Source organism: Pseudomonas sp. NPDC089918, from assembly GCF_050280605.1.
Lineage (GTDB): Bacteria > Pseudomonadota > Gammaproteobacteria > Pseudomonadales > Pseudomonadaceae > Aquipseudomonas.
Genome location: NZ_JBNNVP010000001.1, coordinates 194,577 through 218,235, shown reverse-complemented (window position 1 = coordinate 218,235; position 23,659 = coordinate 194,577). Strand labels below are relative to the sequence as shown.

The following is a 23,659-nucleotide window of genomic DNA, read 5'->3' as shown; positions in this document are numbered from 1 at the left end:
GTCGAACGCGACAAACCGTCGGGATGAATTACTCCCCGGATTGCAAGCGCTCGATAGCTTCGAGAAGCTGGCCGTCGAAGTACTCGGTTTCATCTCGTTCCTGGTCTTTCATGCGGCGCTTCGCCTCGATGAGCAGGTGTTTGGTCGCGATGTTCTGATTCAAAAAAGTAGCGACCATAAGATCATTCAAACTCTCTAGAGGTGTGTCCCATGCCTCCCTGCAACGCTGAATTAGTCCTGTGGGGGCATCCCCACGCCATGGACCTAAAATATCCGAGACTGCCAGGGTGGAGGTCATGAGCCTGCCTTTGAGAGAAATTGAAGGGCTGGTAATTTCGCACGCTCGGGAGATTGATGAATAGCGAAATCGAATGCCCGCTTCTGGCCGATTTCTGCCTGTCGTGACGGGCAGCAATCGACCTAACGCTGCCCCTCTTGCAAGTGGCGATTTTTACGTTTTACTCATCATATTTATGTGAATTTGGTATTAGTGCTATGTGATTAGCGCGGTTTATCGATTAATCATTGAAAGGTAATTTGCTTCTCGGCGAAATCAAATCGAGAGCAAGTCATGATCCAGAGCTTCATCCGCCAAAACATGCCCGCTGCTGCAAAGGCCGGCAGTCTTTGTTTCGCACTGGGTGCCAGTGCGTTGGTCAGCGCTGACGATCACGCCCCGCTGATCATCAAGGATCAGGGCAGCGTCATAGCCGGCGGTGGATTGATCACCCAACCGGGAACCTTCGACCCCTACAAACCGTTGATGCCTGATGGCCAGACCTATCACGGCGACCATGTGTATGCGTTCTATCAGGTTCCCGTCGACGCTCGTCCGCTACCCATTCTCATGCTGCATGGCGCGGGGCAGTCCGCGAAGTCCTGGGAGACAACGGCCGACGGCCGTGAAGGGTTCCAGAACATTTTCCTGCGGCGAGGGTTCTCCACGTACCTGATCGACCAGCCGCGCCGTGGCGATGCGGGACGCAGCCTGGTTGAAACGACGATCAAACCGGTGCCGGATGAGCAGCTGTGGTTCAACCAGTTCCGCATCGGCCTGTGGCCCGAAAGTTTCAAGGGCAGCCAGTTTCCTCGTGGGCCGGCAGCCCTTGAGCAGTTCTTTCGGTCGATGACGCCCAATACCGGGCCTTACGACATTGATGTCGTATCCAATGGCGTTTCCGCGCTGCTGGAAAAGACCGGGCCGGCCATCTTGTTCACCCATTCTCAGGGTGGCGGCCCCGGTTGGCTGACGGCGATCAAGAGCCGCAACGTGCGAGCCATCGTGGCCTTCGAACCGGGCAGCAGCTTCGTGTTTCCAGAAGGTGAGGTGCCCGCACCGATTGCCAGCGCGTTCGACACGCTCGCGGGTCAGGCCATATCGGCGGAACAGTTCAAAGCACTGACCAAAATCCCCATCGTTATTTTCTACGGCGACAACATCCCCGACCAACCGGTTCGGTTACCGGCCCAGGACAGCTGGCGCGCGCGGCTCGAGATGGCGCGCGTGTGGCGCGATACGGTGAATCGACAGGGCGGTGACGTGAGGCTCGTTCACCTGCCGGAGATCGGTATCAAGGGCAATAGTCACTTTCCCTTTTCGGACATGAATAACGTCGAGATCGCTGATCTGGTTTCGCAGTTTCTCGCTGAAAAAAATCTGGATTGATCAAGGACGCGGCGATATCGGCCAGCCCTCTCACACACTTGAAATATCAGGGGTATTCCTAATGATGCGAACTACGCTGAAGGCCACGTTGATGGCGGCCATGATCGGAATGTCGGGCGTCGAAGCCGAGGCGGCGGACTACAAGCAGAACCCATTCACATTGACCTACGGCGGCGCGCTGACCAAGAACGAACCGGGCAAGGTCAACATCCACCCGGTCACCTACAAACTCAATGGACTGGACATTGCTGCCAACGTTTACACCCCGGCGAACTATGATGCGGCGAAAAATACCCGGTCGTCGTCGTGGCGCACCCCAATGGTGGGGTGAAGGAGCAGGTCGCGGGCCTGTATGCCCAACGCCTGGCAGACCAGGGCTACATCACGATCGCGGCGGATGCGGCGTATCAAGGGGCCAGTGGGGGTGAGCCGCGCAATGTGGACAAACCGACGCATCGCATTGAAGACATCCATGGCATGGCTGATTTCATTGCCAGCTATCCCGGCGTCGACAGCAAGCGTCTGGGCTTGCTCGGTATTTGCGGCGGTGGCGGTTATTCATTGGCGGCGGCGCAAACCGACAAGCGCTTCCAGTCAATTGCGACCTTGAGCATGTTCAACTCTGGGTTGGTTCGCCGTAATGGCTACCAGGATTCGCAGCTGTCGACGATTCAGGAACGCTTGCAGCAGGCGTCCGCGGCCCGCGCCCAGGAAGCGGCGGGTGGAGAAGTCCTCTACGTCGGTGATGCCAGGCTGACTGATGAACAGATCGCCAAGCTGCCGTTTGATCTGTATCGACAGGGCTTCGAGTACTACGGCAAGACCCACGCTCACCCCAACTCGACTTTCCGTTACACCCAGAGCAGCCTGATGGACCTGATGAGCTTCGATGCCACGGATCAGATCGAGCTGATCGACAAGCCGTTGCTGATGATCGCGGGCAGCAAGGCCGACAGCCTGTACATGTCGCAACAAGCCTTTGCCAAAGCCACCGGCACCCAAGATAAAAAACTGTTCACCATCGATGGCGCGACCCATATCGACACCTACTGGGTGCCTGCGTATGTGGACGTCGCCATGGACCAGTTGACCGCGTTTTACGCGAGAACGCTCTGACTAGAAGGGATACGTCCTCATGAAGAACACCTTGATAGGCATCGCGGTGTGCGCCGCCGCGCCCTTCGCCGGCGCCGCAGACAATGCCAGTGAGTCCCGCCGGACCGAGCAGCAGATCAGCCGGGCGGGTACTCAGGCGGCGGTTGCGGGACCTGCGGACTATTTCACCGGGCGGGTACGCGTCGATCCTTTGTTTCCCGCCACGGACGAGATTCATGCTTCCGGCGCTTATGTCAGTTTCGAACCGGGCGCACGCTCGGCCTGGCATACCCACCCCGCAGGACAGCGACTGGTGGTGACTTCCGGCGTGGGGCGGGTCCAGGAATGGGGCAAGCCGATGCAGGAAATCCACCCTGGCGACGTCATCGTCTGCCCTCCGGGCGTCAAGCACTGGCATGGCGCCGCTCCGGCGAGCGCCATGACGCACCTCGCCGTGACGGGCTCGGTGGATGGCAAGAGTGTGCAATGGCTGGAGAAAGTGACCGAGGAGCAATACAACGCCCAAGGTTCGGTGGCACCGAAAGCCGAGCCTGCAAGCCAATCGGTGTCCGAGACGCTGTCTGCCAAGCAACAGGCCATCCCGTTGATGGCCGCCGCCATGGCCACGAGCAACATGTCCGGGCTCAATGCCGCGTTGAATCAGGGGCTTGATGCGGGCCTGACGGTCAGCGAGGCGAAGGAAATCCTGGTGCAACTCTACGCCTACAGCGGTTTTCCACGCAGTCTCAATGCACTTGGCGAACTGATGAAGGTGGTCGAGGCACGCAAGCAACGTGGCATTCAGGACGATCCGGGGCGTGAGCCCGGTCGGGTCATACCCGTCGGCGATGAACTCCTGGCGGCGGGCAAAGCCAATCAGACGCGAATCGCCGGTGCGCCGGTTCAGGGCCCGTTGTTCGACTTCGTTCCGGTCATCAACCAGTACTTGCAGGCGCATCTGTTCGGCGACATCTTCGAGCGCGATAACCTGGACTGGCAAAGTCGTGAGTTGGCCACCGTCGCTGCTTTAGCCGTCACTCCCGGTGTCGAGGCGCAACTGCGCTCGCACATGGCCGCCAGCCTGCGGGTCGGCCTGACGGCTGCGCAGTTACGTCAGCTGGTTCAGCTGCTGGCTGAGCAAGGTGATGCCGCCGCGGCCAAGCGTGCCGGTGAAGCGCTGGATAGCGTCCAGGCCAATCAACCCAAATAGCGCAGGGCTTCGCGCAGCAAGGTGAAGGCCGGTGAACTCTGGCGCCGGCTCGGATAATAGAGGTGGTAGCCAGAGAAGGGTTCGCACCAGTCTTTGAGCACGTGAACCAACCGACCTTGCGCCACATGCTCCAGCACCAGGTCCTCCGGCATGTAGGCCAACCCCAGTCCCTGAAGGGCCGCCTCCAGGCGCATGGCGATGTTGTTGAAAACCAGCTGGCCTTCGACCCGTACTTTCAGTTCTTGCCCGTCTTTTTCGAACTCCCAGAGGAACAGGCCGCCGTAAGTCGGCATACGCAAGGTGATGCAGTTGTGCACCGTGAGATCACTCGGGATGACCGGCTCGGGATATCGGGTGAAATAGGCCGGGGAGCCCACCACTGCCATGCGCATGTCAGGGCCGATGCGCATGGCGATCATGTCCTTGGCCACTTGCTGACCCAGCCGTACGCCAGCGTCGAAACCCTCCGCCACGATGTCGGTAAGGCCGTAATCGACGATGATTTCGATATTCAGATCGGGATTATCGGGCAGCAGCTTCGCCAGCACCGGATGCAACAACGTGATCGCCGCGTGCTCACCGGCCGTGATGCGTAATTTGCCGGCCGGTTTGTCTCGGAACTCGCTGAGCAACGCCAGTTCACTGTCGATTTCTTCAAACCGGGGGGCGATAACCCGCAGCAGATGTTCGCCGGCTTCGGTGGGGGAGACACTTCGAGTGGTGCGAGCAAGCAACCTGACCCCCAATCGCTCCTCCAGCTGGCGCATGGCCCGGCTCAAGGCCGGTTGAGACATGCCGAGCCTGGCCGCCGCGCGGGTGAAACTACGTTCTTGGGCCACGGCCGAGAAGATCGCGAGTTGGTCGTAGCTTTCGACGATCATTTATACGCCCCTGTTATAAACAGTCTGCGATTATGCCATCAATGCGATTTATCGTCCGTTCCCTTAGGGGGCGAAGAATAAAATATACCGATCATGACCGTCCGCTTTTGGCCGTTTTCTGCCGGTCACGAAGGGCTACAATCGGCCAGGAGCGGACGGCTCCCGGAAAACATTGCTAGCATTTTGCTACTATTAGATACTCTTGCCATTGGCTCGGTATAAACACTAGGTTTTTCCATGTTCGACAGAAGCGACTTTGATCAACTCTCCAGCGAGCAACTGATTCACCGGAAAGCGCACAATAATTGTCCCGGTTTCCATTATGTCACCTATCCATCCATCGCTTTTCTATTCTCAGAATCTGAGGAGACCATCAGGGTAACCCGTGCCCACAAGCGGCAAGGCGAGAACGGATTAAACTTCTGGCTTCGCGCGGAATGGATCGATTGGCGGCCTGGAGGAGAAAGTTATTTCGCGGGATACGTTTCCGACGCTAAGTTTGAGGAAATCTCGGAAGCCGTTTTCAATCAAATGGTTGCGGATCAGACGATCGATTTGATCGCTCCGCTCAAACAACCGTTGCATGAGCCCATCGGTTTCGTAGGAGCGCTATTGATGTACTCAATGAAAACCGATTTCATCGTTTCGCTGTTCGCGGAGTATGAAGATGAGTACATCCATTTCCATTGGGACACGACTGCATGAGTGGCAGTTAAGGGGCGTTTTCAGCCGGTGGCGACCGGCAGAAATCGGCCAGAAGCGGACGTGTTGACGCTTGTTACTCTCATTGGAGGTTGTCAACCGACCACGACGCAGGGAAGCTACAGTGACGTTTACCATAAGGACATGCTGAAATGAACGCGCGAAAAATTTTAATCACAGGTGCTGCGGGCCGAATCGGCAGCGCTTTTTGGAAAGCGCATTACGATAAGTCAGATTTGCGTTTAGCCGATATAGATGTATCAACACTTCCGCAATCGGCACAACGTTTCGCTCTCGACATCAGCGTTCAAGCCAGTTGCATTGAAGCTTGCGAAGGCATACATACAGTGATTCATCTAGCTGCTGACCCTCGCCCAGACGCCGATTTCATGACATCCCTGCTCCCTGTGAATATTGTGGGCACCTACAACATGCTATTCGCCGCAAAGGCTCAAGGCTGCGAGCGCTTTATATTTGCGAGCAGCGCTCAGGCTATCGAAGGTTATCCAGAGGATGTCCAGGTACATGAATGTATGGCACCTAAGCCAGGCAATCTATACGGGGTCAGCAAAGCGTTCGGGGAAGCTCTGGCTTCGATGTATGCAAACGATGGTCAAATGACAACAATCGCAGTCCGTATTGCAAACGTAGCTATATTTCACCAAGGGGAAAACCACAGTCACAGGGATGTAGCTGCTTTTATTAGTATCAGGGATGTTGTCACACTACTTAGTAATTGCGTCGAGGCCGAGCTGAGCGGATTTCATGTTATCCACGGGGTCTCAGATAACAGATATAAGCGACTTTCTATCGAGAAGACCAGAAAAGTTGTGGGGTACGCTCCCTTTGATGATGGATTTGAGATTCTGGAAGGACACGCTCAACCTGACTGAACTACTTCATTAATTGCTGCCCCTTCGACTGTCCGCTTCGGGTCGTTCTCTGCCGGTCATGGTCACGACGCGTGATGGTCACTTCCGATGCAAATGACCGGTCAGGTCGAATGCAAATGGGTGGGCAAGTCTGTGCAATTACCCATTTGCGTATCAACCGCTGCTCTTGAGCCAGGTCTCGAAGCGCGTCGGCCCGATGATGGGGTGTTCTCCTGGCGTGAGCGAATGATCATCGATGGGCGCACCGAAGTAGGGGACTGTGTCGTCCGCTTGGGCCTGGCGCGGGTCGTTGGTGTGTTGCAAAAACAGGCGCACGAATTCCACCAGCGGCCAGCGCTCTGGGCCGGCTACTTCCAGGGTCTTATTGCTCGGCGCTTGCACGGCGACCTTCGCCAGCGCCGTCGCGACATCGACCGCGGCAATCGGTTGTAGCTCGGCGGAGGTCAGGCGGACGGTGTCGCCGTCCTGAGCGCCCGAGTGCGAAATCGCCCCGATGAATTCGAAGAACTGCGTGGCCCGCAATATTGTGTAGGGAATGCCTGAGTCCTTGATGAGTGTTTCCTGGGCCATTTTCGCCCGGAAGTAACCGCTGTCGAGCATGCGCTCGGTGCCCACCACCGACAGGGCGACATGGTGTTTGACGCCGGCGGTTTTCTCGGCGGCGAGCAGGTTACGCCCGGAAGTTTCGAAGAATTCGAGCACGGCAGCGTCTTCGAAGGAGGGCGAGTTGGCCACGTCGACCACCACGTCGGCGCCTTGCAAGGCGGTTTGCAGTCCTTCGCCGGTGAGGGCGTTGACGCCAGTGCTCGGTGATGCGGCCAGGGTTTCATGCCCCAGGTCTTGCAGGTTTTTGCACAGATGTTTGCCGATCAGCCCGGTACCGCCCATGACGACGATTTTCATGACGAATCTCCCGATGCGATGTCAGTCCCGAGTGTCGTGTTGGTGGACAGATCGAGGGGCTGACGTTGAATCCTGCAACCATTAAAGACCCGCAATGGAACTGCTTCGTGTTGTCCGATAGGTGGTTCGATCAGATGCTGTTCGAATTATCTGAAAAAAATGCAGAGATGCGCACAAAAAGACCGGAAAAACAGATTGGCGGGAATGTTATATTGCCAGCCTTTGTATCTCGTCATGTTTTGAAACATGACGGTGTGTTTGAGGCGACTCAAACGGCTTTTCAGTATCCAGCAGTAAGATTAATAACGCGCCGAGGATCGGGCGCAAGGCTTCGTTATGCATGGCAGGAGGCGTTACATGCGTTGTGTTCTTTCACTGCTGATCACGCTGGTCTGCGCCCAGGTGGCATGGGCCGAGCCCACGGCCGAGTTGTCGGAACCGGTGGGCGGCTGGCGCTATCACGGCCTGCTGGACCGTAGTGAAAACCCTCGAGTCGCCTATCCCACGCCGCCCATCGACCGGGGCGTGCAGCGCAATCGCACGATGATCGAAGGCCAGCTCAAGGCTCTCGGCACGTTGCGTCCGCCCCATAGCCTGGCGGTCAACGGCAATCCCCTGAATCTGTACACCGACGACCAAGGGCGTTTCGCCCGGCCGTATGCGTTCGGCGCCGGGTCCAACAGCGTCGAAGTGCGCAGTTCCGAGGGCAAGTCGCTCAAGCGCGTTCAATTCTACGAAGCCAACAACCTGCGCACGCCGGCACGAATTCGCGTGGTGCTGGGTTGGGACGACCCCAAGGCCGAACTTGATCTGCACATCATTACCCCCGACGGCCAGCATGCGTTCTGGGCTCGCCCGGCAATGAGCAATGGCGGCGGCCTGGACCCGGACGGGGTCGATGGCCCCGGCCCGGAAATGTTCACCATGACCGCGCCGATGCATGGCACTTATCTGGTTTACGTGAACTATTGGGGCAACTTCGGCAGTGGCGGCTATAACTTCGATGAGACCAGCAACCAGAACGAGGTGATCACCTCGCAAATCAATCTGGTGCTCAACGAAAACACCGTCGACGAAAAACGCGAGACCTTCATCGTGCCTTTGCGGGCGATCGGCGACCTGCTGCTGGTTAAGACTTTCAACTATTAAACATCCCGCACCACGGATGAATTGGGTTTGTGAACATGAGTGATAACACTGTTTCCCCGGCCGTCTCCCCAGCCGTCAACACTTCCCGTCGCTGGCCGGCGCTGGTCATCGGGCTGTGCCTGGTGGCCGGCGTGGCGGGCGGGTTGGGGTGGTTCCTGAACAAACCCAAGGCTCCGCCTGCGGAACTGGCCAGTGACAAACTGGGCATGGGCCGGCCGGACGGTTTGCTCGAAACCCACTCCCTGAGCCAACTGCCCAAGGATCTGTTGGCGGTGCCGTTTCTCAAGGAAACCCTGACCGAAGATTTCGTCTTCTATTACCAAGCCCACGCCGACCGCCTCGGTTTGATCGGCAGTCTGCGGCGGATCATTTACGAGCATGACCTGAAGTTGCAGGACAGCCTGATCGAGCAGCTCTTCGATCAACCGGCAGACGTGGCGTTGTGGCGAGGGGCGGATGGGCGTCTCAAGGATTTCCTGTTGGTGATGGATCGCGGCGGGCTGGCCAAGGTGCTGGAGCCGCTGGCGAAAGTGGCGCTGGATGATACGCAGCTGAGCAAGCTGGCTGAAATCAAGGTCGCCGGCGATGTGGTGCCGCTTTATCAACTCACCTACAACAACAGCAAAGCGCTGCTGTTCGCCTCTCATGGCGACAAACTGGTGGTGCTGTCCAACCCGGCCAAGCTTTATGACGCCGGCCACGGTCCAGTCGAAGAACCCGGCATGGTCTCGACTGAATCGCTGGAAGCACTGCTCGGCGGCCAGAAACTGTTCCCCGAAGCCTTCGGCCTGCAACCCCGCGCGCCTGAGGTAAAACAACGCCTTTCGGTCAACTCCAGCGTTCTGGCCATGGGTTACCAGCGCTTCATCCCGAATTTCGCCGGCCTGCGTTTCGACATGGACGACAAGGGCTGGCACAGCTTCCTCGCCATGGATGAACTGGAAAACCAGCCAGACTTCGACTTCAAACCGATCTGGCAAGCCATGCCGATGGGCGCCAGCGCCTGCGTGACCTTGCCACTGGCCGCCGAACAACAGAAACCGCTGCTGGTGAAACTCGGTGCCGACGACGCCGTGGCCCAAGCCCTGACCGAACACATGGCCGGTGCCGCCGGCTTGTGCTGGTACGCCGACTCGCGGCTGTACACGCCGCTGCTGGTGGCCAGCCTGAATGACGATGACAGCGCCAAGCTCGACGGCGATCTGGGCAACTTGTTCGGCTCGATGGTCGGCGCCTACGAAGGCAACGTCGCCGAGCACGCGTTCCCGGTGGTCGAGAAACAGGAAGGCCAGACCCATCAGTGGCAGCGCCAGGTCAGCTCCAATTTCGGCCCCTATAAAGCCAAGGATGCCGAGCAACCGGACGCGATCACCGGCAAAGCCTTTATGCGCGTCAGCCTGGCTCGCCACGGTTCGACGCTGCTGTTCTCCCTTGACGACAAACTGGTCGACAAAGCCCTCGGCACCCTCGACAAACGCTTCCCGCCCATGGCTGACGTCGTGCCGAAAGACCTGCTGATGCCGATCTATTTCGGCCCGGACTCCATGGCGCAACTGATGCAACAGGAAACCCTCGACAGCCTGCCGCAAGACATGGAGCCGGTGTTCTACAACGCCGCGCAAACCTACCTGATCCCGAAACTGCGCACCCTCGGCGGCTATGGCAAATATGCCCTGACCTTGCCTAAAGGCAGCGAGCCCGACGGCCACTGGCAATGGCTGCCGCTGGAGTGGAAAGCCCTGTGACAGCACTTATCCGAGGCCTCGGCCTGCTGGCGTTGCTGCTGGGGACTCGCACCTTTGCCAGCGAAGCCGCAGCGCTCGACCCGCAGCAATCCCAGGTATTCCGCGCCTGGTTCGTGCGCATCGCCCAGGAACAACTGACCCAAGGCCCGAGCCCGCGCTGGTATCAGCAGGACTGCGCCGGGCTGGTGCGGTTTGCCGCCAACGAAGCGCTGAAAGTCCATGACGACAAATGGCTGCGCAGCAATGGCTTGTCCAATCGCTACCTGCCGCCCGAACTGCAACTGAGCGATGCCCAACGCAGCCTTGCCCAGCAATGGCAGCAGGGCGGTGGCAAGGTCGGGCCTTACGTCAACGCGATCAAACTGATCCAGTTCAACAGCCATTTGGTTGGCCGTGATCTGGCCCAGGCCCGACCCGGCGACTTGATGTTTTTCGATCAGGGCGACGACCAGCACCTGATGATCTGGATGGGCCGCTTCATTGCCTATCACACCGGCACTACCACCCCCACTGACAACGGCATGCGCTCTGCAAGCCTGCAACAACTCATGACATGGAAGGACACCCGATGGATACCCGACGCAGCCAACCCCAACTTCATCGGCGTCTATCGACTGAACTTCCTCTCCCAATGATCGGTGCCTGCATGCTGCGCATTTGCTCTCGAATTCCACTGTTGCTGGCCCTTCTGGCGCCTTTAGCCACGGTCAACGCCGAAGACACCGTCGAGCCAAGCGGCTATACGCCGGTGGCCGGTGAAAGCTTTTTCCTGCTGGCCGACAGCAGTTTCGCCAGCGACGAACAGGCGATGGTTCGTCTTGAAGCGCCGGGCCGCGATTACCGCCGGTTCCGCATGGAACCTTACGGCGGCGCGGACATTCGCGTGTATCGCATCGACAAGCCGCTGGATTTCCTCAAGCGCCAGAAGAACCTGCACCGCGTGGTCAGTGACGGCCAGTTCAAGGGCGAAGGCCTGTCGAACACCCTCGCGTACCTGTGGGACAACTGGTACCGCAAATCCCGTCGGGTGATGCAGCGGGCGTTTTCCTACGAGTCGCGTAAACAAGTCACCGAGGAAGTGCCGGAACTGAAGATGGGCACCGCCATCGCCGCGCCAACGCCCTACGACGCTCAGCCGCAATTCGCCTTGATTCCAGGCCTGCCGGTGGTCAGTCAATTCCGTTATCCGCTGTGGCAAGCCAAACCGATCCAGCCGCCTGAAGGCGTGAACCTGGCCGGTTCTTCCAGCGAGTTCGTCAGTGTCTCGCCGGGCAATGTGTACATCCCGTTGGGCAACCTGAAGCCGGGCCTGTATCTGGTGGAAGCGCTGGTCGGCAAATACCGCGCGACCACCATGGTTTTCGTCTCCAACACCGTGGCCGTGAGCAAGATTGCTGGCGATGAATTGCTGGTGTGGGCCGCGCGCAAACACGAAGGCAGTTCGGTGCCCAAGGTCAATGTGCTGTGGACCGACGGCCTGGGCGTGATGAGCAGCGGCGCGACTGACGCCGATGGTTTGCTGCGTCTGAAACACGTCAGCCCCGAGCGTTCGTTCGTGATTGGCGAAGACGAAGAGGGCGGGGTGTTCGTCTCCGAGAACTTCTATTACGACAGCGAAATCTACGACACCAAACTCTATGCGTTCACCGACCGGCCTCTATATCGGCCGGGGGATTGGGTGTCGCTGAAAATCGTCGGCCGCGAGTTCAAGAATGCGCGGGATTCCGTGGCACCGACTGCTGCCGACGTGAATGTGACTGTGCTCGATGCTACGGGTACGGCGCTGCAATCGTTGGCGCTGAAGCTTGATTCCAAGGCCGGTACTCAGGGCCGTTTCCAGTTGCCGGACAACGCCGTGGCAGGCGGCTATGAGCTGCGTTTCAGCTACAAGGATCAGGCCTACAGCAGCGCCTTCCGCGTCGCTGAATACATCAAGCCGCACTTCGAAATTTCCATGAACCTGGCCAAGCAGGATTACCGCACCGGCGAACCGGTGAAGGGCAGTCTGGTGCTGTTGTACCCGGATGGCAAACCGGTGGCCAACGCCAAGTTGAGCCTTAGCCTGCGTGCCCAACAACTGTCGATGGTCGATAACGAGCTGCAATACCTCGGGCAATTCCCGGTGGAACTGACCAGCGCCGAACTGACCACTGATTCCAAGGGCAACGCCAGCCTCGACCTGCCCGCCGCCGAGAAACCGAGCCGCTACATGCTCACCGTGTTCGCCAGCGATGGCGCGGCGTATCGGGTCAAGACCACCAAGGAAATCCTCATCGATCGCGGTGCTGCGAGTTTCCGCCTGAGCGCGCCGCAGCGGTTCAGCGCGGTGGGCGGCAAGGTTGCCTTCAGCTATGCCAACGAAGGTGGCAGCGAGCAGAGCAAAGCGGTCAACCCGAGCAGCTACAGCTGGGTGCGACTCGAAGATCAGACCACTGGCGAAGGTAAACTTACCGCCAAAGATAAAGGCTTCACCCTGGCCTTCGACCGTCCGGGCACTTACAACCTGACGCTGAAAGATGATCACGGCCGGGTGCTTGGCGCGACCGGTCATTCGGTCACCGGCGACGGCGTCAAAGCCGTGCCCGGCACCGTGGAAATCGTCCTCGATAAACCCGAGTACAAGGCCGGCGACGAAGCCCTCGCGTTGATCACTTTTCCCGAGCCGATTATCGATGCGCTGTTGTCGCTGGAACGCGACAAGGTCGAGGCCACGGCGCTGCTGTCCAAGGGCAGCGACTGGCTGAAGATGGAAAAAATCAGCGAAACCCAGTACCGCGCGCGCATCCTGGTGAAGGACAACTTCGCGCCGAACCTGACGTTCTCGGTTCTTTACACCAAGGGTGGCCAATACAGCTTCCAGAACGCCGGTATCAAAGTTGTCGCGCCGCAGATCGATGTGGCGATCACCACCGACAAAGAAGCGTATCAACCAGGGGATACCGTTACCGTCGATCTCGCTACCCAGTTCGCCGGCAAAGCCATTCCGGCGCACCTGACGGTCAGTGTCGTGGACGAGATGGTCTACGCCCTGCAACAGGAAGTCGCGCCGACCATCGACCAGTTCTTCTATCACCCACGCCGCAACAACGTGCGCACCAGCGCCAGTTTGTCGTTCATCAGCTACGACTTGGCATTGCCGGGCAGCCCAGGCGCGCCGGGCAAAGCCAACCGCAGCGAACGTGGCGTGAAAGTGTTGGAGCGGCCGCGTCGAGAAGACGTCGACACCGCCGCGTGGCAGCCTGAATTGATCACCGATGCGAATGGCAAAACCCGCTTTACCTTCAAAATGCCAGACTCGCTGACTCGCTGGCGCATCACCGCCCGGGCCATCGCCGATGACGGTCAGGTCGGGCAGAAGAAGCAGTTCGTGCGCTCGGAAAAACCGCTGTACCTGAAGTGGAGCGGCCCGACCAAGTTCCGCAACAGCGACAAACCGGACCTCGGTGTGTTCGCTTTCAGCCAGGCCGAGAAACCGGTCAAGGCTGAGCTGGTGATTCATTACGGTGGCGCCGAGCAACGGGTGCCGGTCACGTTGAACAACGGCATCAACTACATCGCATTGCCAGCGTTCACAGTGGCCAATGGCGAGTGGACTGCCGAGTTGGTGCAGGACGGCAAAACCGCTGATGCCCTGGCCGTGCGCCTGACCGCGACCGGCGAAGGCTGGCAGGTAACGCAAAGCCAAAGCCTGGACGTGGCCAGCGGTGATACGCCGTTGACCTTGCCGGCAGACGCCACGGATATTCGCCTGCGTCTGGATGACAGCCCGCAAGCGCTGTTCCGTTCGGCCCTCGATGATCTGCTGAGCTATCCGTACGGCGGCGTCGAACAAACCGCCAGCCGTTTGCTGCCATTGAGCATCGCTTATCCGACCTTGTCGTCGAACCCGCAGATCCGCGATCGCTTGCGCTTGATCATGCAGAACAGCCGTCTGCGGCTGGTGCAAATGGCCGGTCCGTCGGCGAGCTTCACCTGGTGGGGCTTTGACGGTGAGCCGGATGCGTTCCTCACCGCGTATGCCTATTACGCCGACTGGCACGCCAGCAAAGCGCTGGAACTGAGCCTGCCGCCGGAGCATTGGCAGCGGGTGCTGGAGGTGTACGCCAAGCAGTCGCAGAACACGCCGCTGTTGCAGCGTGCGTTGATTCTGTCGTTTGCCAAGCAGATGCAATTGCCGGTGAACACGCTGCTCAGCGGTTTGATCGACGATTTGGTGAAAGCCGGCGAAGGTCATGGGGCGAGCGTGATGGACGATGGCGAAGAGAGCCTGGTCATGAACGATCCGGACTCGGCATTGGGGCTGGCCAGCGCTCGGCTGTTAACCGCATCGTTGGCGCGTCAGGCCAAGGTCAATCTGCCGGAGGCGTTCAATCGTCAACTGGACGCTGCGCAACAACAAGTGGCCGCTAGCTCTCAGCCGTTTGTCGAAGCCTTGAACCTGTCGCTGCAAGCCTTCGATCAGGCTCACGCGCAAGCGCTGTTGCAACGCCTGTTACCACAGCAATCGACCCTGGAACGCGCCTTGGCGCTGACCTGGTTGCAACGCAGCATCGAACAGGCCTCGCCCACCATCGCACTGGCTCCGGGTGAAGGCTGGAAGAAAAAGTACGGTGATACCGGTGAGATGTATTGGACGTGGCAGGGGGCTGCAACCGTGCCTGCAACGTTGTCGCTGAGCGGGACGCAAGAACGCCCGCTTCGCGCTGCGTTGAGCTTCCAGAGCAAGCAACCGCCGGTAGACCCGATGGCCGTGACCATCACTCGTCGTCTGTCGCGTCTGGTGCCGGGTGACGAAGCGTTCGAGTTCAAACTCGAAGCGGTCGGGACCAAACCGTTGTCCAGCGACAGTCTGTACCTGGACGAAGTGATCATCACCAGCAAAGCCGCAAAACCGCTGCGCTACGGCATGCTCGAAGTGCCGCTGCCTCCGGGCGCGGACGTCGAGCGCACCACGTGGGGCATCAAGTTGATGGGCAAGGCCGGCACTGAGCCGACCGCCCTGGAGAAGGCCCGTTTCGAACCGGGGCAAATGGCTTACGCGATCCCGGTGGATGCCTTGAGCGGTGAATTGCGCCTGCGTCATCTGGTGCGCTTCTCGCAAAAAGGTCAGTTCAACCTGCCGCCGGTGCGTTTCACCCAGGTCTATGCGCCACAGCATCAGGCTCTGGAACAGAAACCGGCGCTCGGCCAGGTCACGGTCCACTGACATGACCCGGCGTCTGGTCTGGTGGTTGTTGTGTTTGATGCCTGCGCTGGCGACAGCGCAGGACGAACCGTTGCGACTGGGCTTCAAGGATGAATTGCTTTCGTTGAGCCAGACTCAGGTGATCTCGCGTGAGCCATTGCCTGCTGATCTGCAAACCCCTCTGGGCAGCTTGTGGAAGCTGTTTGTCTACGGCTGGCTGGTGGACACCGGCGCGCGTGAACCGGCTTATGAATGTCGCGGGCAATCGAAGGAAGAAGTGTATTGCTGCACGGCGGGCGGCAGGATTGAGCGCGATCAGGCATTGGTGAAGTCTTGCGGGTTGTACTTTGAGCCTGCACGCTTGGGCATTGCCGGCGCTGAATGGCGCGAGTATTGGCAGGCGAGACAAGCACCGAAGTGGTTGCTGGATTTGCCGTCGTTGCAACCGCAGACCCGGGTTTCGGTGGCTGAGTTGCTGAAGGTCTTGGCCGTGATGCCGGCGCAGGATCAGGCGCGGCGAGTGTTGCTTGATGTGGTGCTGAATGCGGCTGACGGCAATGTCGTCGGTGAGCTTGGCGGCCGGTTGCGGGTGAAAACCTGGAGCTGGTTGGGGGATCAGGATCCTTCGTCGCGCCAGGGCGGGTTCGCTGGCTGGACGGCAGACGGCACGCCGATCTGGGCCGGTGGGCGCGGCACCAGTCAAATGGTCTTGCGCAATTACGGTCAGGCACTGGCGACGGTGTTGCCTTCGTCATGGCCTGCCGAGGCGGGGAAGTGCGTTGAGGTCGACCTGTTCGCGCGTTATCCGCTGAAACGCGTGCTGGCGGGGGATCGCGTGTTAGCGCCCGGGCCTTTGCAAGGCGACTATCGCGTCGAGTTCGCCAACGGCAATCAACTCGATATCCATAGCGACGGCGAGTTGTTCTTGCTCAAGGACAAGCTCGTTGCCCGCCTGAATCGCGAAGAGTACGTCGCCCGCGTCCTGCAGCGCGAAGCCAGACCCGAACCTGCCGAAGCCGCCAAAGCCCTGAGCGTCGCGATCCGCACCTACCTGCTGCAAAACGCCACCCGCAACGGCGACTGTCTGAGCATCGACGACAGCAGCAGCCGACAGCGCGTCGCCCCACGCCCGGCCGCGACCGAATCACGCAACATCGCCGCGTGGACCAGCGACCTGGTCCTTGCCGGCAGCGACGTCACCTATCACTCCGACCAACCGGGGCCGGACAAGCTCTCCTGGCTGCAAGCCGTCGAACAGGCCAATGCCGGTCAACGCTATGACGCCATCCTGCTGCACGCTTACCCGCGCGCGAGCCTCAGCCGCTGGGACAATCCAGTGGCTTCCTGCGATGCATTGCCCGCCGCGCAAGACTGGCTGCAAAAACAACGCCGCGGCTGGCGACCACGGCTGGAAAGCGAAGTTGGTTACAACGAAGTCAACACCTTCGCCGTCTGCCGCCTGGCTTTCGGCCGTCCTTTTGTCGATCGCGAACGCCAGCGCATTTACGTGCGCGGCGTGCTGTCGCTGCAAGACCGCCTCGACCTGACCCACGAATACCTGCACCTGGCCTTCGAAGCACACCCCAACGGCCAGGATGAAACCTACATCGAAGGGCTCGCCCGCCACCTCTTGCTGGATTAGGCCATGAAACTCCGTTACCCACAGGTCCTCCTGTTCCTTTGTTCCTTTTGCGTATGGCCGACCACGTTCGCCACCGACAGCGCGGTCAAACTCGACACGCCCGTCGGCGGCTGGCGCACAGGCGCGCCCGAAGGCGAAGGCGAAAACTTTCGTCAGACGGTTAATTACCCGGCGTCCTCGGTCAACACACCGGTGGGGCAGGCCAATACCGCTCGCATTACCGGCCAGATCAAATCCACGCCCAAGGGCAATGAACCCGGCAAGCTGATCGTCAACGGTGTCAGCATGCCGCTGAAGCTCGACCCCGCCGGCCGCTACGATCGCCCGTTCTCATTCCCCAACGGCAGCAACAGCGTTGAGGTCCGCAGCCCCGATGGTCAACAACGCCATCGCACGCAGTTCCTCAACACCAGCGGCGGCGCCACCCCGGCCAAGTTGCGAGTGCTGCTGGCCTGGGACAGCGACGGCACCGACCTCGACCTGCACCTTGTCACGCCTGACGGCGGCCACATCTGGTACGGCGACCGCGTTGCAGCCAACGGCGGCGCACTCGACGTCGACGTCACCACCGGCTACGGCCCGGAAATCTTCGCCATGCCAGCGCCGATCAAGGGGCAATACCTGGTGTACGTGAACTACTACGGTGGCGGGTATCGCAGTGATGAGGAGGGGCAGGAAGAGGCTGTTCAGCCCCTGACCACTGCGCAGATTACGGTGATTACGGAGGAGGGGACGCCGAACGAGAAGATGGAAACGTTCCTGGTGCCGATGCGGGCGGTGGGGGAGTTGACGTTGGTTAAGGGGTTTAGTTATCCGTGAGGAGATAACTGAGTTGTGAGTTATTCAAGTTTAGCTTTTTTCTGAGTCGGTCTTTTATCCAAAAGGCAGAGAAGGGCACCAATAACCGGGCTGACCACCGCTGTTTCTTGAAAGGATTGAACATGCTAAAGCGCTTGGCTCTTTCCGGGCTGTTTCTACTAATAGCGGCATTTGGGTATACGGCAGTCATGGGCCGCTTGGGCGGAGGTCCTGCTCCAACCCTGGAGCTTGATCAACCAAACAAACAGGCTGATTTGATAACCGTCAATAAACAAGAAAGGCGGATGTTTTTATGGCGAGAGGGTGTGGTATTGGCCGAATATCGCATAGCGCTTGGAGCTGCCGCGAATGACGGCGCAAAGCAACGAGAAGGGGATGAGAAAACGCCTGAGGGACGTTATTTCATCGATTGGCGCAATCCAAAATCAATGGCGTACCTTAGCTTGCACATTTCATATCCGAATCCGGCAGACGAAGCCGCTGCTCGTCATAACGGGTATTTGCCAGGCGGTAACATTATGATTCATGGTCTACCCAATGGATGGGCGTGGCTTGAACCGCTTCATCATCTGTGGGACTGGACTGATGGTTGCATTGCTGTAACTAACAGCGAAATGCGAAAAATCTGGATGTTGGTGCCTGACAGGACGCCAATTGAAATCAGATAGGACGCTGCCTGCACTTTCCAGCCCTTTAACTACCGAAGCCATGATGAACTTAACTCCGCCTCGTTTGAGATTGTTGTCGATACTGACCGTGACCCTGTTAGTGGTGGGCTGTGCGTCCTACTACCTGTTTCGCCAGAGCAGTGCGTCGACAAGTGAAAGCTTCACCGCCGAGGATATGAACGAAGGCGGCGTAGAGGACATCGGCACGCTGGCACTGCCTGACGTGGAAAAGCGTCTGAATTACTTGATCCACGACACCGGTGAAACACTCAGCGCTTTGGAGCTGGTAACGCACTCGGAATTTAGCCTGACAGTTGACGGAACCAAGCCCGCCGACGAGCAGAAGTTGCAATACGAGGAGCTGTTTGTCCCTTTCACCAGTGCGCAAGTGAAAACTGCGCTGGCGTCGGTCCAGGACCTGCGTTTTGTTCAGACGCTGTTTGCTGATGGTTCCGAAGTGAGGTTTGACACCAGCAGCCTTGATCCTCTCTGGAAGCGCGCCGCCACGCCGGATGAGCCGGTGGCCGAACAGTACCGTCCGCAGCGTTTGCGTTTTCGAGATGGCAGCGAGAAAGTCTTCGCCGATATAAAGGTGCAGTCCAAGGTTGAGTCGGACGATAGTGTGTCGTCCCGTGAACCCATCGCACTATCGGTCAACAAGCCCTTGGCTAGTCTCGGCCTGACGATCGCTTACCGCAGCTATCCGGCGTTCAAAAAAGTGGTCCTGGACAAGGATCACCCGCAGGTTACCCTGGACGACGGCCAATATTTTCAGCTCACAGCCCTTGGTGACGCAAGCGCCTCACTGCGGCTGAGTACGCCCAAAATGTCGACCTTCGTGGTGCAGGGTTTGACCGATTCGGGCAAGGCGCTTTACAGCAATGGCAACAACACCCGCTCCTTCCCCTCGGACGGCGATATTGCGGCGATGCGTGACTTTTACAAAGCCCTGCTGCAGACCAAGGATGATCTCGATCGGTTCAAGACCAGTCAGGCTGTGCAACAACGGCTGGAGCATTTGGTCAGTAATCTTTCCACTCAGGCGGGGCCGCTGAAAAACACCGAGGCCGACTACCAGTTCGAGGCCACGCCGCAACGTATCGTCATTCATGTGCTTGATCCGATGGAAGACAATACCGCCGTTATCAACGAGGTACACAACGTTCTTGCAGAGCAGACACGTTACATCGCCCGCGACCGGAAATCCGATCACTACGGCTTCATCGATCAGGCCGGACAGTGGTTGATCAAACCACGCTGGGTAGAGCTGCAAGATAGCGTGGTGGCGGATATCTACACGTTGTTTACGCTAGAAAAATCCAGCGACCCTCAATCTGACATGCAGGAATTGCGGAGCCAACTCGCCTATTTTCCCGCCGCCAGCAATAAGCTCGTCTACCTGCCGTTCGAAAACATAACGCAGACATTGGACGATGGCCTGCTGTTGGTGGAGCGTGAAACCAACGGACCTTATGGGCTCTACGACGCCAGGAATCACCGTTTCACGTTGCCGATGAAGTTCGTCAACCCCACCGTGACCGGCAACGTGTTCATCGCCCGTCTTGGCAAAAAAACCTATGCCATGGAGGGCCTCTACGGCGCCTATACCTTGGCCGGCAAGGAGATTCTGCCACCACAGTTCTCTGACATCGAGCAAAGCGGTGGCTACCTCTACACCCACTCAGCCGATCGGAGTCGTCAGGACGTTTTCGACCTGGAAGGTAAACGGATCAACCTCCAGGGTTACAACGTGATAGGTCGGTTCTTCGGCGAGCAGCCGCTGCTGGTGCAGGACGCTAAAAGTAAGAAATTTGCTTTTATCAACCGCCAGGGGACGCTGCTACCTATCAAACTACCGTATGACGAGGTGGAGCCGTTTTCCAACGGCATGGCGGTGGTCGGGCGTGATCACAGCTATGGAGCCATCGACCTGACCGGCACGTTGCAGATTCCGCTGGAGTACAACAGGATCAACTCTTTCCAAACCCGCTACGCAGCCGCCGTCCCGGCCGGCGGTGGTAGTGGACTGGTGTTGATCAGTCAAAACAACAAACAGGTCAAGAAACTCGGTTCCTACACCAGCCTGAAAGTCCCTGATAACAGCAACGAAGCCCGTTACTACGTGAATGATCCGAGCAATCCTGACGAGTATCTGGTCTATGACGCCGACGGCAATCTTGTGCGGAATGGAGAATAAGGACTGGTTTCAATAACAGTACCGACACGCAGCTGCGTCTGATCAACCTCAGGCACGTTGGTTAAGGGGTTTAGTTATCCGTGAATGCAATAGTCTCAGCAGTGCCTTGAACACCTGTTCGAGGGTGTTCTTGCGGGCCTCTTCGCGAGCAAGCCCGCTCCCACACTGGATCTACTGTGATCACGAAATTTGTGACCAACATCGATCAAATGTGGGAGCGGGCTTGCTCGCGAAGAGGCCGTCCCATCCACTACAAAACCCACAGTAAGACCGATAAACAGACAATGTTTAATCGACATCTCCAGCCGCCACCCCTGTCGTTGTCGGGGCATTGACTCAGTTATCGCCGACCCAAATCTGCGGCTTGCGCTCATGCCACGGCAGCGCCTGTTCCAACTGCCCGGCCAACCGTAACAACACCTCCTCAGCCCCGAATCGCGCGGCAAATTGCAGGCCGATGGGCAAACCCTGCTGGCGGGACATGGCCAGCGGCAACGACATCGCCGGCGTCCCCGCCACATTGAACACCGGTGTGAACGGTGAGTGCTCGAAGACCCGCGCAGTCCATTGCAAACCGTCCATGGTTTGCGCTCCACGGCTGTAGGTGTCGAGGGCGTGGGGCAGGCGCGGCAGGGTCGGCGTCAGCAGTACGTCGAAGTCGTCGAACCAACCGGCCACGCTGCGGGCGATGAGATTACGCACTTCCAGCGCGCCGGCGAACTCCACGGCGCGGGCCTGTAGGCCATAGGCGTAGCAGGCGAGGGTGGCGGGCTCCAGGGTACTCAGGTCGATAGGCCGTGAAGTGGTGGCGGCGAGCCCGTCGATCCAGCGCACGAGGGTGGCACACCAGATGTGGGCGTTAGCCTGGACGAATGAATCCCACGACGTACCGAGTGGTGCGGTCACTCGTTCCACGCGATGACCGAACGCTTCCAGTTCGCGGGCCACGGCCAAGGTGGCCTCGGCAATCTCGGGATCCAGTGCGGCGCCGTTCCACGGTGTGTCGAGCAGGCCGATGCGCAATCGTCCTGGATCGCGTCCCACCTGCGCCAGAAAACCTTCGGCCGGTGCGGCGGTGTAGTAAGGATCGCCCGGCGCATAGCCCTGGACGATGTCCATCAACGCCGCGCTGTCGCGGACGGTTCTCGACAGACCGAGTTGTACGCCGAAACCGGCAAATACCTCATCGAGCGCCGGGCCGTTCGAGGCTCTGCCGCGAGTCGGTTTCAGCCCGACCAGCCCGTTGTAAGATGCCGGTACGCGGATCGAACCCGCAGCGTCAGTGGCATGGGCAATCGGCACGATGCCGGCAGCGACCGCGGCACCCGAACCACCGCTCGAACCGCCGGCCGACAGCCGAGTGTCCCACGGGTTACGGGTCGGGCCCTGGAGCACGGATTCGGTCTCGGTGCTAAAGGCCATTTCCGGGGTGGTGGTGCGCCCCAGGGTGGCGAGGCCCGCGGCGTTGAAGCGTTGCATCAGGTACGAATCCGATTCCGCCACCAGGCCTTGGGCCAATCGGCTGCCCAGCTCAACGCGGCGGCCGGCCGAGGTAATCGCCAGGTCCTTGATCAGGAAGGGCACACCGGCCAGCGGCCCCGTGCCCTCGGTGACAGTGGGCGCCCAGTGTTCAATGACCGCGTTGATTTGCGGGTTGACCTGTTGCACGGCGGCAATGGCCAGCTCCGCCAGTTCAGCCGACGTGACTTCGCCAGTCGCCACCAATTGCGCGAGACCGATACCGTCGTAGGTTACATATTCGTTCAGATTCATGGGAGTTCTCCAGTTGAGAGCCCCGATGATAGGTGCCGCCCGCGGCGCTGATTAGCCCATAAAAGCGGTATGAAATGTGCCGTCAGTGGCACAATTGGGCCATCTTGATTTTACCCCGCAGGTGGCTCGAATGATCCGGGACTTGAATGACACGCTGGTGTTTGTGCGCGTGGTGAGGTTGGGCAGTTTCACCGCCGCGGCCCATGCCTTGCAGATTCCGAAGACGACCGTCAGTCGCCGCGTGCGCGAGTTGGAACAGGCCATCGGCGTGCAGTTGTTGCGCCGTACCACGCGCCAGTTGAGCCTGACCGAGGCGGGAGCGGTTTACTTTGACCAGTGCAAGGACATCGCCACCACCCTGGAACACGCCGAGCTGGCAGTGCATCAACTGCGCGATGATCCGCGCGGGTGGCTGCGGGTGACGGTGCCGTACTCGTTCGGGGTCAGTTGGTTTTCACCGTTGGTGGCCGGTTTTCGTCAGGCGTACCCACACATCAGACTGGAGATTCTGGCGTCCCACGTGCCGTTGGATCTGGTCGGCGAGGAGGTTGATGTGGCGCTGCGCCTCGGCGCCTTGCCGGATTCCAGTCTGGTCGCCCGCCGCCTGGCGAGTTACGCCACGGGCATCTACGCCGCGCCTGAGTACATCGAGCGCCACGGCCTGCCGGCGACGCCGGACGAACTGCTTCAACACCGCACATTGGTGCTGCATCAGGCTCGGCGCGATGTGGGTTACGTTTGGCCGTTGCGCAAGGCTGGCGCCAAAATGCGCGGTTATCGGGTTGAGCCGACCATCATCGCCAACGATCCCGCTCTGCTAAAAGATGCATTGTGTGCCGGCGAAGGGTTGAGCCTGGGCATGGATCAAAGCATGCAGGCCGATGTGGACGCGGGAAGACTGTGCCGGGTGCTGCCGGAATGGATCGGGCCGCCACAGGACCTGAATGCGGTGACGGCTCGGGAGCATTTGCCGTCGCCCAAGGTGACGGCGTTTATCGGGTTTTTGAAGGCGCACATGGCGGCGGCTGAAGCTCGGCCTGATTCGGTGTGATTTAACCGGAAACAGGAGGGTGTTCTTGCTGGCCTCTTCGCGAGCAAGCCCGCTCCCACATTTGATCTGCGGCGATCGCA

The 23,659-nt window shown here is 59.2% G+C and carries 17 protein-coding genes and 1 pseudogene; 14 read left to right on the top strand and 4 right to left on the bottom strand.

Annotation, left to right across the window (positions count from 1 at the left end; translation table 11 throughout):
• Positions 1-28: 28 nt before the first annotated feature.
• Complete coding sequence (locus tag ACQKPC_RS00960) at positions 29-298, bottom strand: hypothetical protein (RefSeq protein ID WP_427622803.1); 270 nt, start codon at positions 296-298, stop codon at positions 29-31.
• A gap of 273 nt (positions 299-571) precedes the next feature.
• Here ACQKPC_RS00960 and ACQKPC_RS00955 point away from each other — a divergent pair, with 273 nt between their 5' ends.
• The 3 genes and pseudogenes from ACQKPC_RS00955 (at position 572) to ACQKPC_RS00945 (ending at position 3,971) form a co-directional block, all read left to right on the top strand.
• Positions 572-1,666 (top strand): alpha/beta hydrolase, encoded by a 1,095-nt coding sequence (locus ACQKPC_RS00955; protein ID WP_427622802.1) that lies wholly within the window; start codon positions 572-574, stop codon positions 1,664-1,666.
• A 61-nt stretch (positions 1,667-1,727) separates the two neighbouring features.
• A pseudogene (locus tag ACQKPC_RS00950) lies at positions 1,728-2,782 on the top strand (alpha/beta hydrolase).
• 19 nt (positions 2,783-2,801) lie between these two features.
• Positions 2,802-3,971, top strand: a complete 1,170-nt coding sequence (locus tag ACQKPC_RS00945; protein ID WP_427622801.1) for a (R)-mandelonitrile lyase — start codon at positions 2,802-2,804, stop codon at positions 3,969-3,971.
• Here the strand turns inward: ACQKPC_RS00945 and ACQKPC_RS00940 are convergent.
• On the bottom strand, positions 3,959-4,852 hold the full coding sequence (locus tag ACQKPC_RS00940; RefSeq protein ID WP_427622800.1) for a LysR family transcriptional regulator: 894 nt from the start codon (positions 4,850-4,852) through the stop codon (positions 3,959-3,961). The two genes, ACQKPC_RS00945 and ACQKPC_RS00940, sit on opposite strands and share 13 nt — an antisense overlap.
• Before the next feature lie 237 nt (positions 4,853-5,089).
• Here ACQKPC_RS00940 and ACQKPC_RS00935 point away from each other — a divergent pair, with 237 nt between their 5' ends.
• Both ACQKPC_RS00935 and ACQKPC_RS00930 read left to right on the top strand, forming a co-directional pair.
• Positions 5,090-5,557, top strand: a complete 468-nt coding sequence (locus tag ACQKPC_RS00935; RefSeq protein ID WP_427622799.1) for a hypothetical protein — start codon at positions 5,090-5,092, stop codon at positions 5,555-5,557.
• 149 nt (positions 5,558-5,706) lie between these two features.
• A complete protein-coding gene (locus ACQKPC_RS00930) occupies positions 5,707-6,447 on the top strand; it encodes an NAD-dependent epimerase/dehydratase family protein (protein ID WP_427622798.1) in 741 nt (246 codons plus the stop codon).
• Positions 6,448-6,600: 153 nt separating this feature from the next.
• On the opposite strand, the gene ACQKPC_RS00925 is transcribed toward ACQKPC_RS00930, so the two are convergent.
• The gene (locus ACQKPC_RS00925) at positions 6,601-7,350 is read right to left on the bottom strand and encodes an SDR family oxidoreductase (protein ID WP_427622797.1); all 750 of its coding nucleotides are present in this window, start codon (positions 7,348-7,350) and stop codon (positions 6,601-6,603) included.
• Between the two features lie 357 nt (positions 7,351-7,707).
• On the opposite strand from ACQKPC_RS00925, the gene ACQKPC_RS00920 reads away from it, so the two are divergent.
• The 8 genes from ACQKPC_RS00920 to ACQKPC_RS00885 all read left to right on the top strand — a co-directional run bounded on the left by ACQKPC_RS00920 (position 7,708) and on the right by ACQKPC_RS00885 (position 20,755).
• A complete protein-coding gene (locus ACQKPC_RS00920; RefSeq protein WP_008008415.1) occupies positions 7,708-8,499 on the top strand; it encodes a YfaP family protein in 792 nt (263 codons plus the stop codon).
• A gap of 35 nt (positions 8,500-8,534) precedes the next feature.
• Positions 8,535-10,244 carry a DUF2138 domain-containing protein gene (locus ACQKPC_RS00915; protein ID WP_427622796.1) on the top strand — a complete coding sequence of 570 codons (1,710 nt, stop codon included), beginning with the start codon at positions 8,535-8,537 and terminating at the stop codon, positions 10,242-10,244.
• Complete coding sequence (locus ACQKPC_RS00910) at positions 10,214-10,879, top strand: DUF1175 domain-containing protein (RefSeq protein ID WP_256348518.1); 666 nt, start codon at positions 10,214-10,216, stop codon at positions 10,877-10,879. Before ACQKPC_RS00915 ends, ACQKPC_RS00910 begins: the two co-directional genes overlap by 31 nt.
• Positions 10,876-15,450, top strand: a complete 4,575-nt coding sequence (locus tag ACQKPC_RS00905; protein ID WP_427622882.1) for an alpha-2-macroglobulin family protein — start codon at positions 10,876-10,878, stop codon at positions 15,448-15,450. Before ACQKPC_RS00910 ends, ACQKPC_RS00905 begins: the two co-directional genes overlap by 4 nt.
• A 1-nt stretch (position 15,451) precedes the next feature.
• Positions 15,452-17,071 (top strand): DUF2300 domain-containing protein, encoded by a 1,620-nt coding sequence (locus ACQKPC_RS00900; RefSeq protein WP_427622795.1) that lies wholly within the window; start codon positions 15,452-15,454, stop codon positions 17,069-17,071.
• 3 nt (positions 17,072-17,074) lie between these two features.
• Positions 17,075-17,890, top strand: a complete 816-nt coding sequence (locus tag ACQKPC_RS00895; protein ID WP_427622794.1) for a YfaP family protein — start codon at positions 17,075-17,077, stop codon at positions 17,888-17,890.
• A 122-nt stretch (positions 17,891-18,012) separates the two neighbouring features.
• Positions 18,013-18,558: a L,D-transpeptidase family protein gene (locus tag ACQKPC_RS00890; protein ID WP_427622793.1), complete on the top strand. Its 546-nt coding sequence runs from the start codon at positions 18,013-18,015 to the stop codon at positions 18,556-18,558.
• 43 nt (positions 18,559-18,601) lie between these two features.
• Positions 18,602-20,755: a WG repeat-containing protein gene (locus ACQKPC_RS00885; RefSeq protein ID WP_427622881.1), complete on the top strand. Its 2,154-nt coding sequence runs from the start codon at positions 18,602-18,604 to the stop codon at positions 20,753-20,755.
• A gap of 336 nt (positions 20,756-21,091) precedes the next feature.
• On the opposite strand, the gene ACQKPC_RS00880 is transcribed toward ACQKPC_RS00885, so the two are convergent.
• Positions 21,092-22,528, bottom strand: a complete 1,437-nt coding sequence (locus ACQKPC_RS00880; RefSeq protein ID WP_427622792.1) for an amidase — start codon at positions 22,526-22,528, stop codon at positions 21,092-21,094.
• A gap of 130 nt (positions 22,529-22,658) precedes the next feature.
• Between ACQKPC_RS00880 and ACQKPC_RS00875 the strand changes: the two genes are divergently transcribed.
• The gene (locus tag ACQKPC_RS00875; RefSeq protein ID WP_427622791.1) at positions 22,659-23,579 is read left to right on the top strand and encodes a LysR substrate-binding domain-containing protein; all 921 of its coding nucleotides are present in this window, start codon (positions 22,659-22,661) and stop codon (positions 23,577-23,579) included.
• The last annotated feature ends 80 nt before the right edge of the window (positions 23,580-23,659 follow it).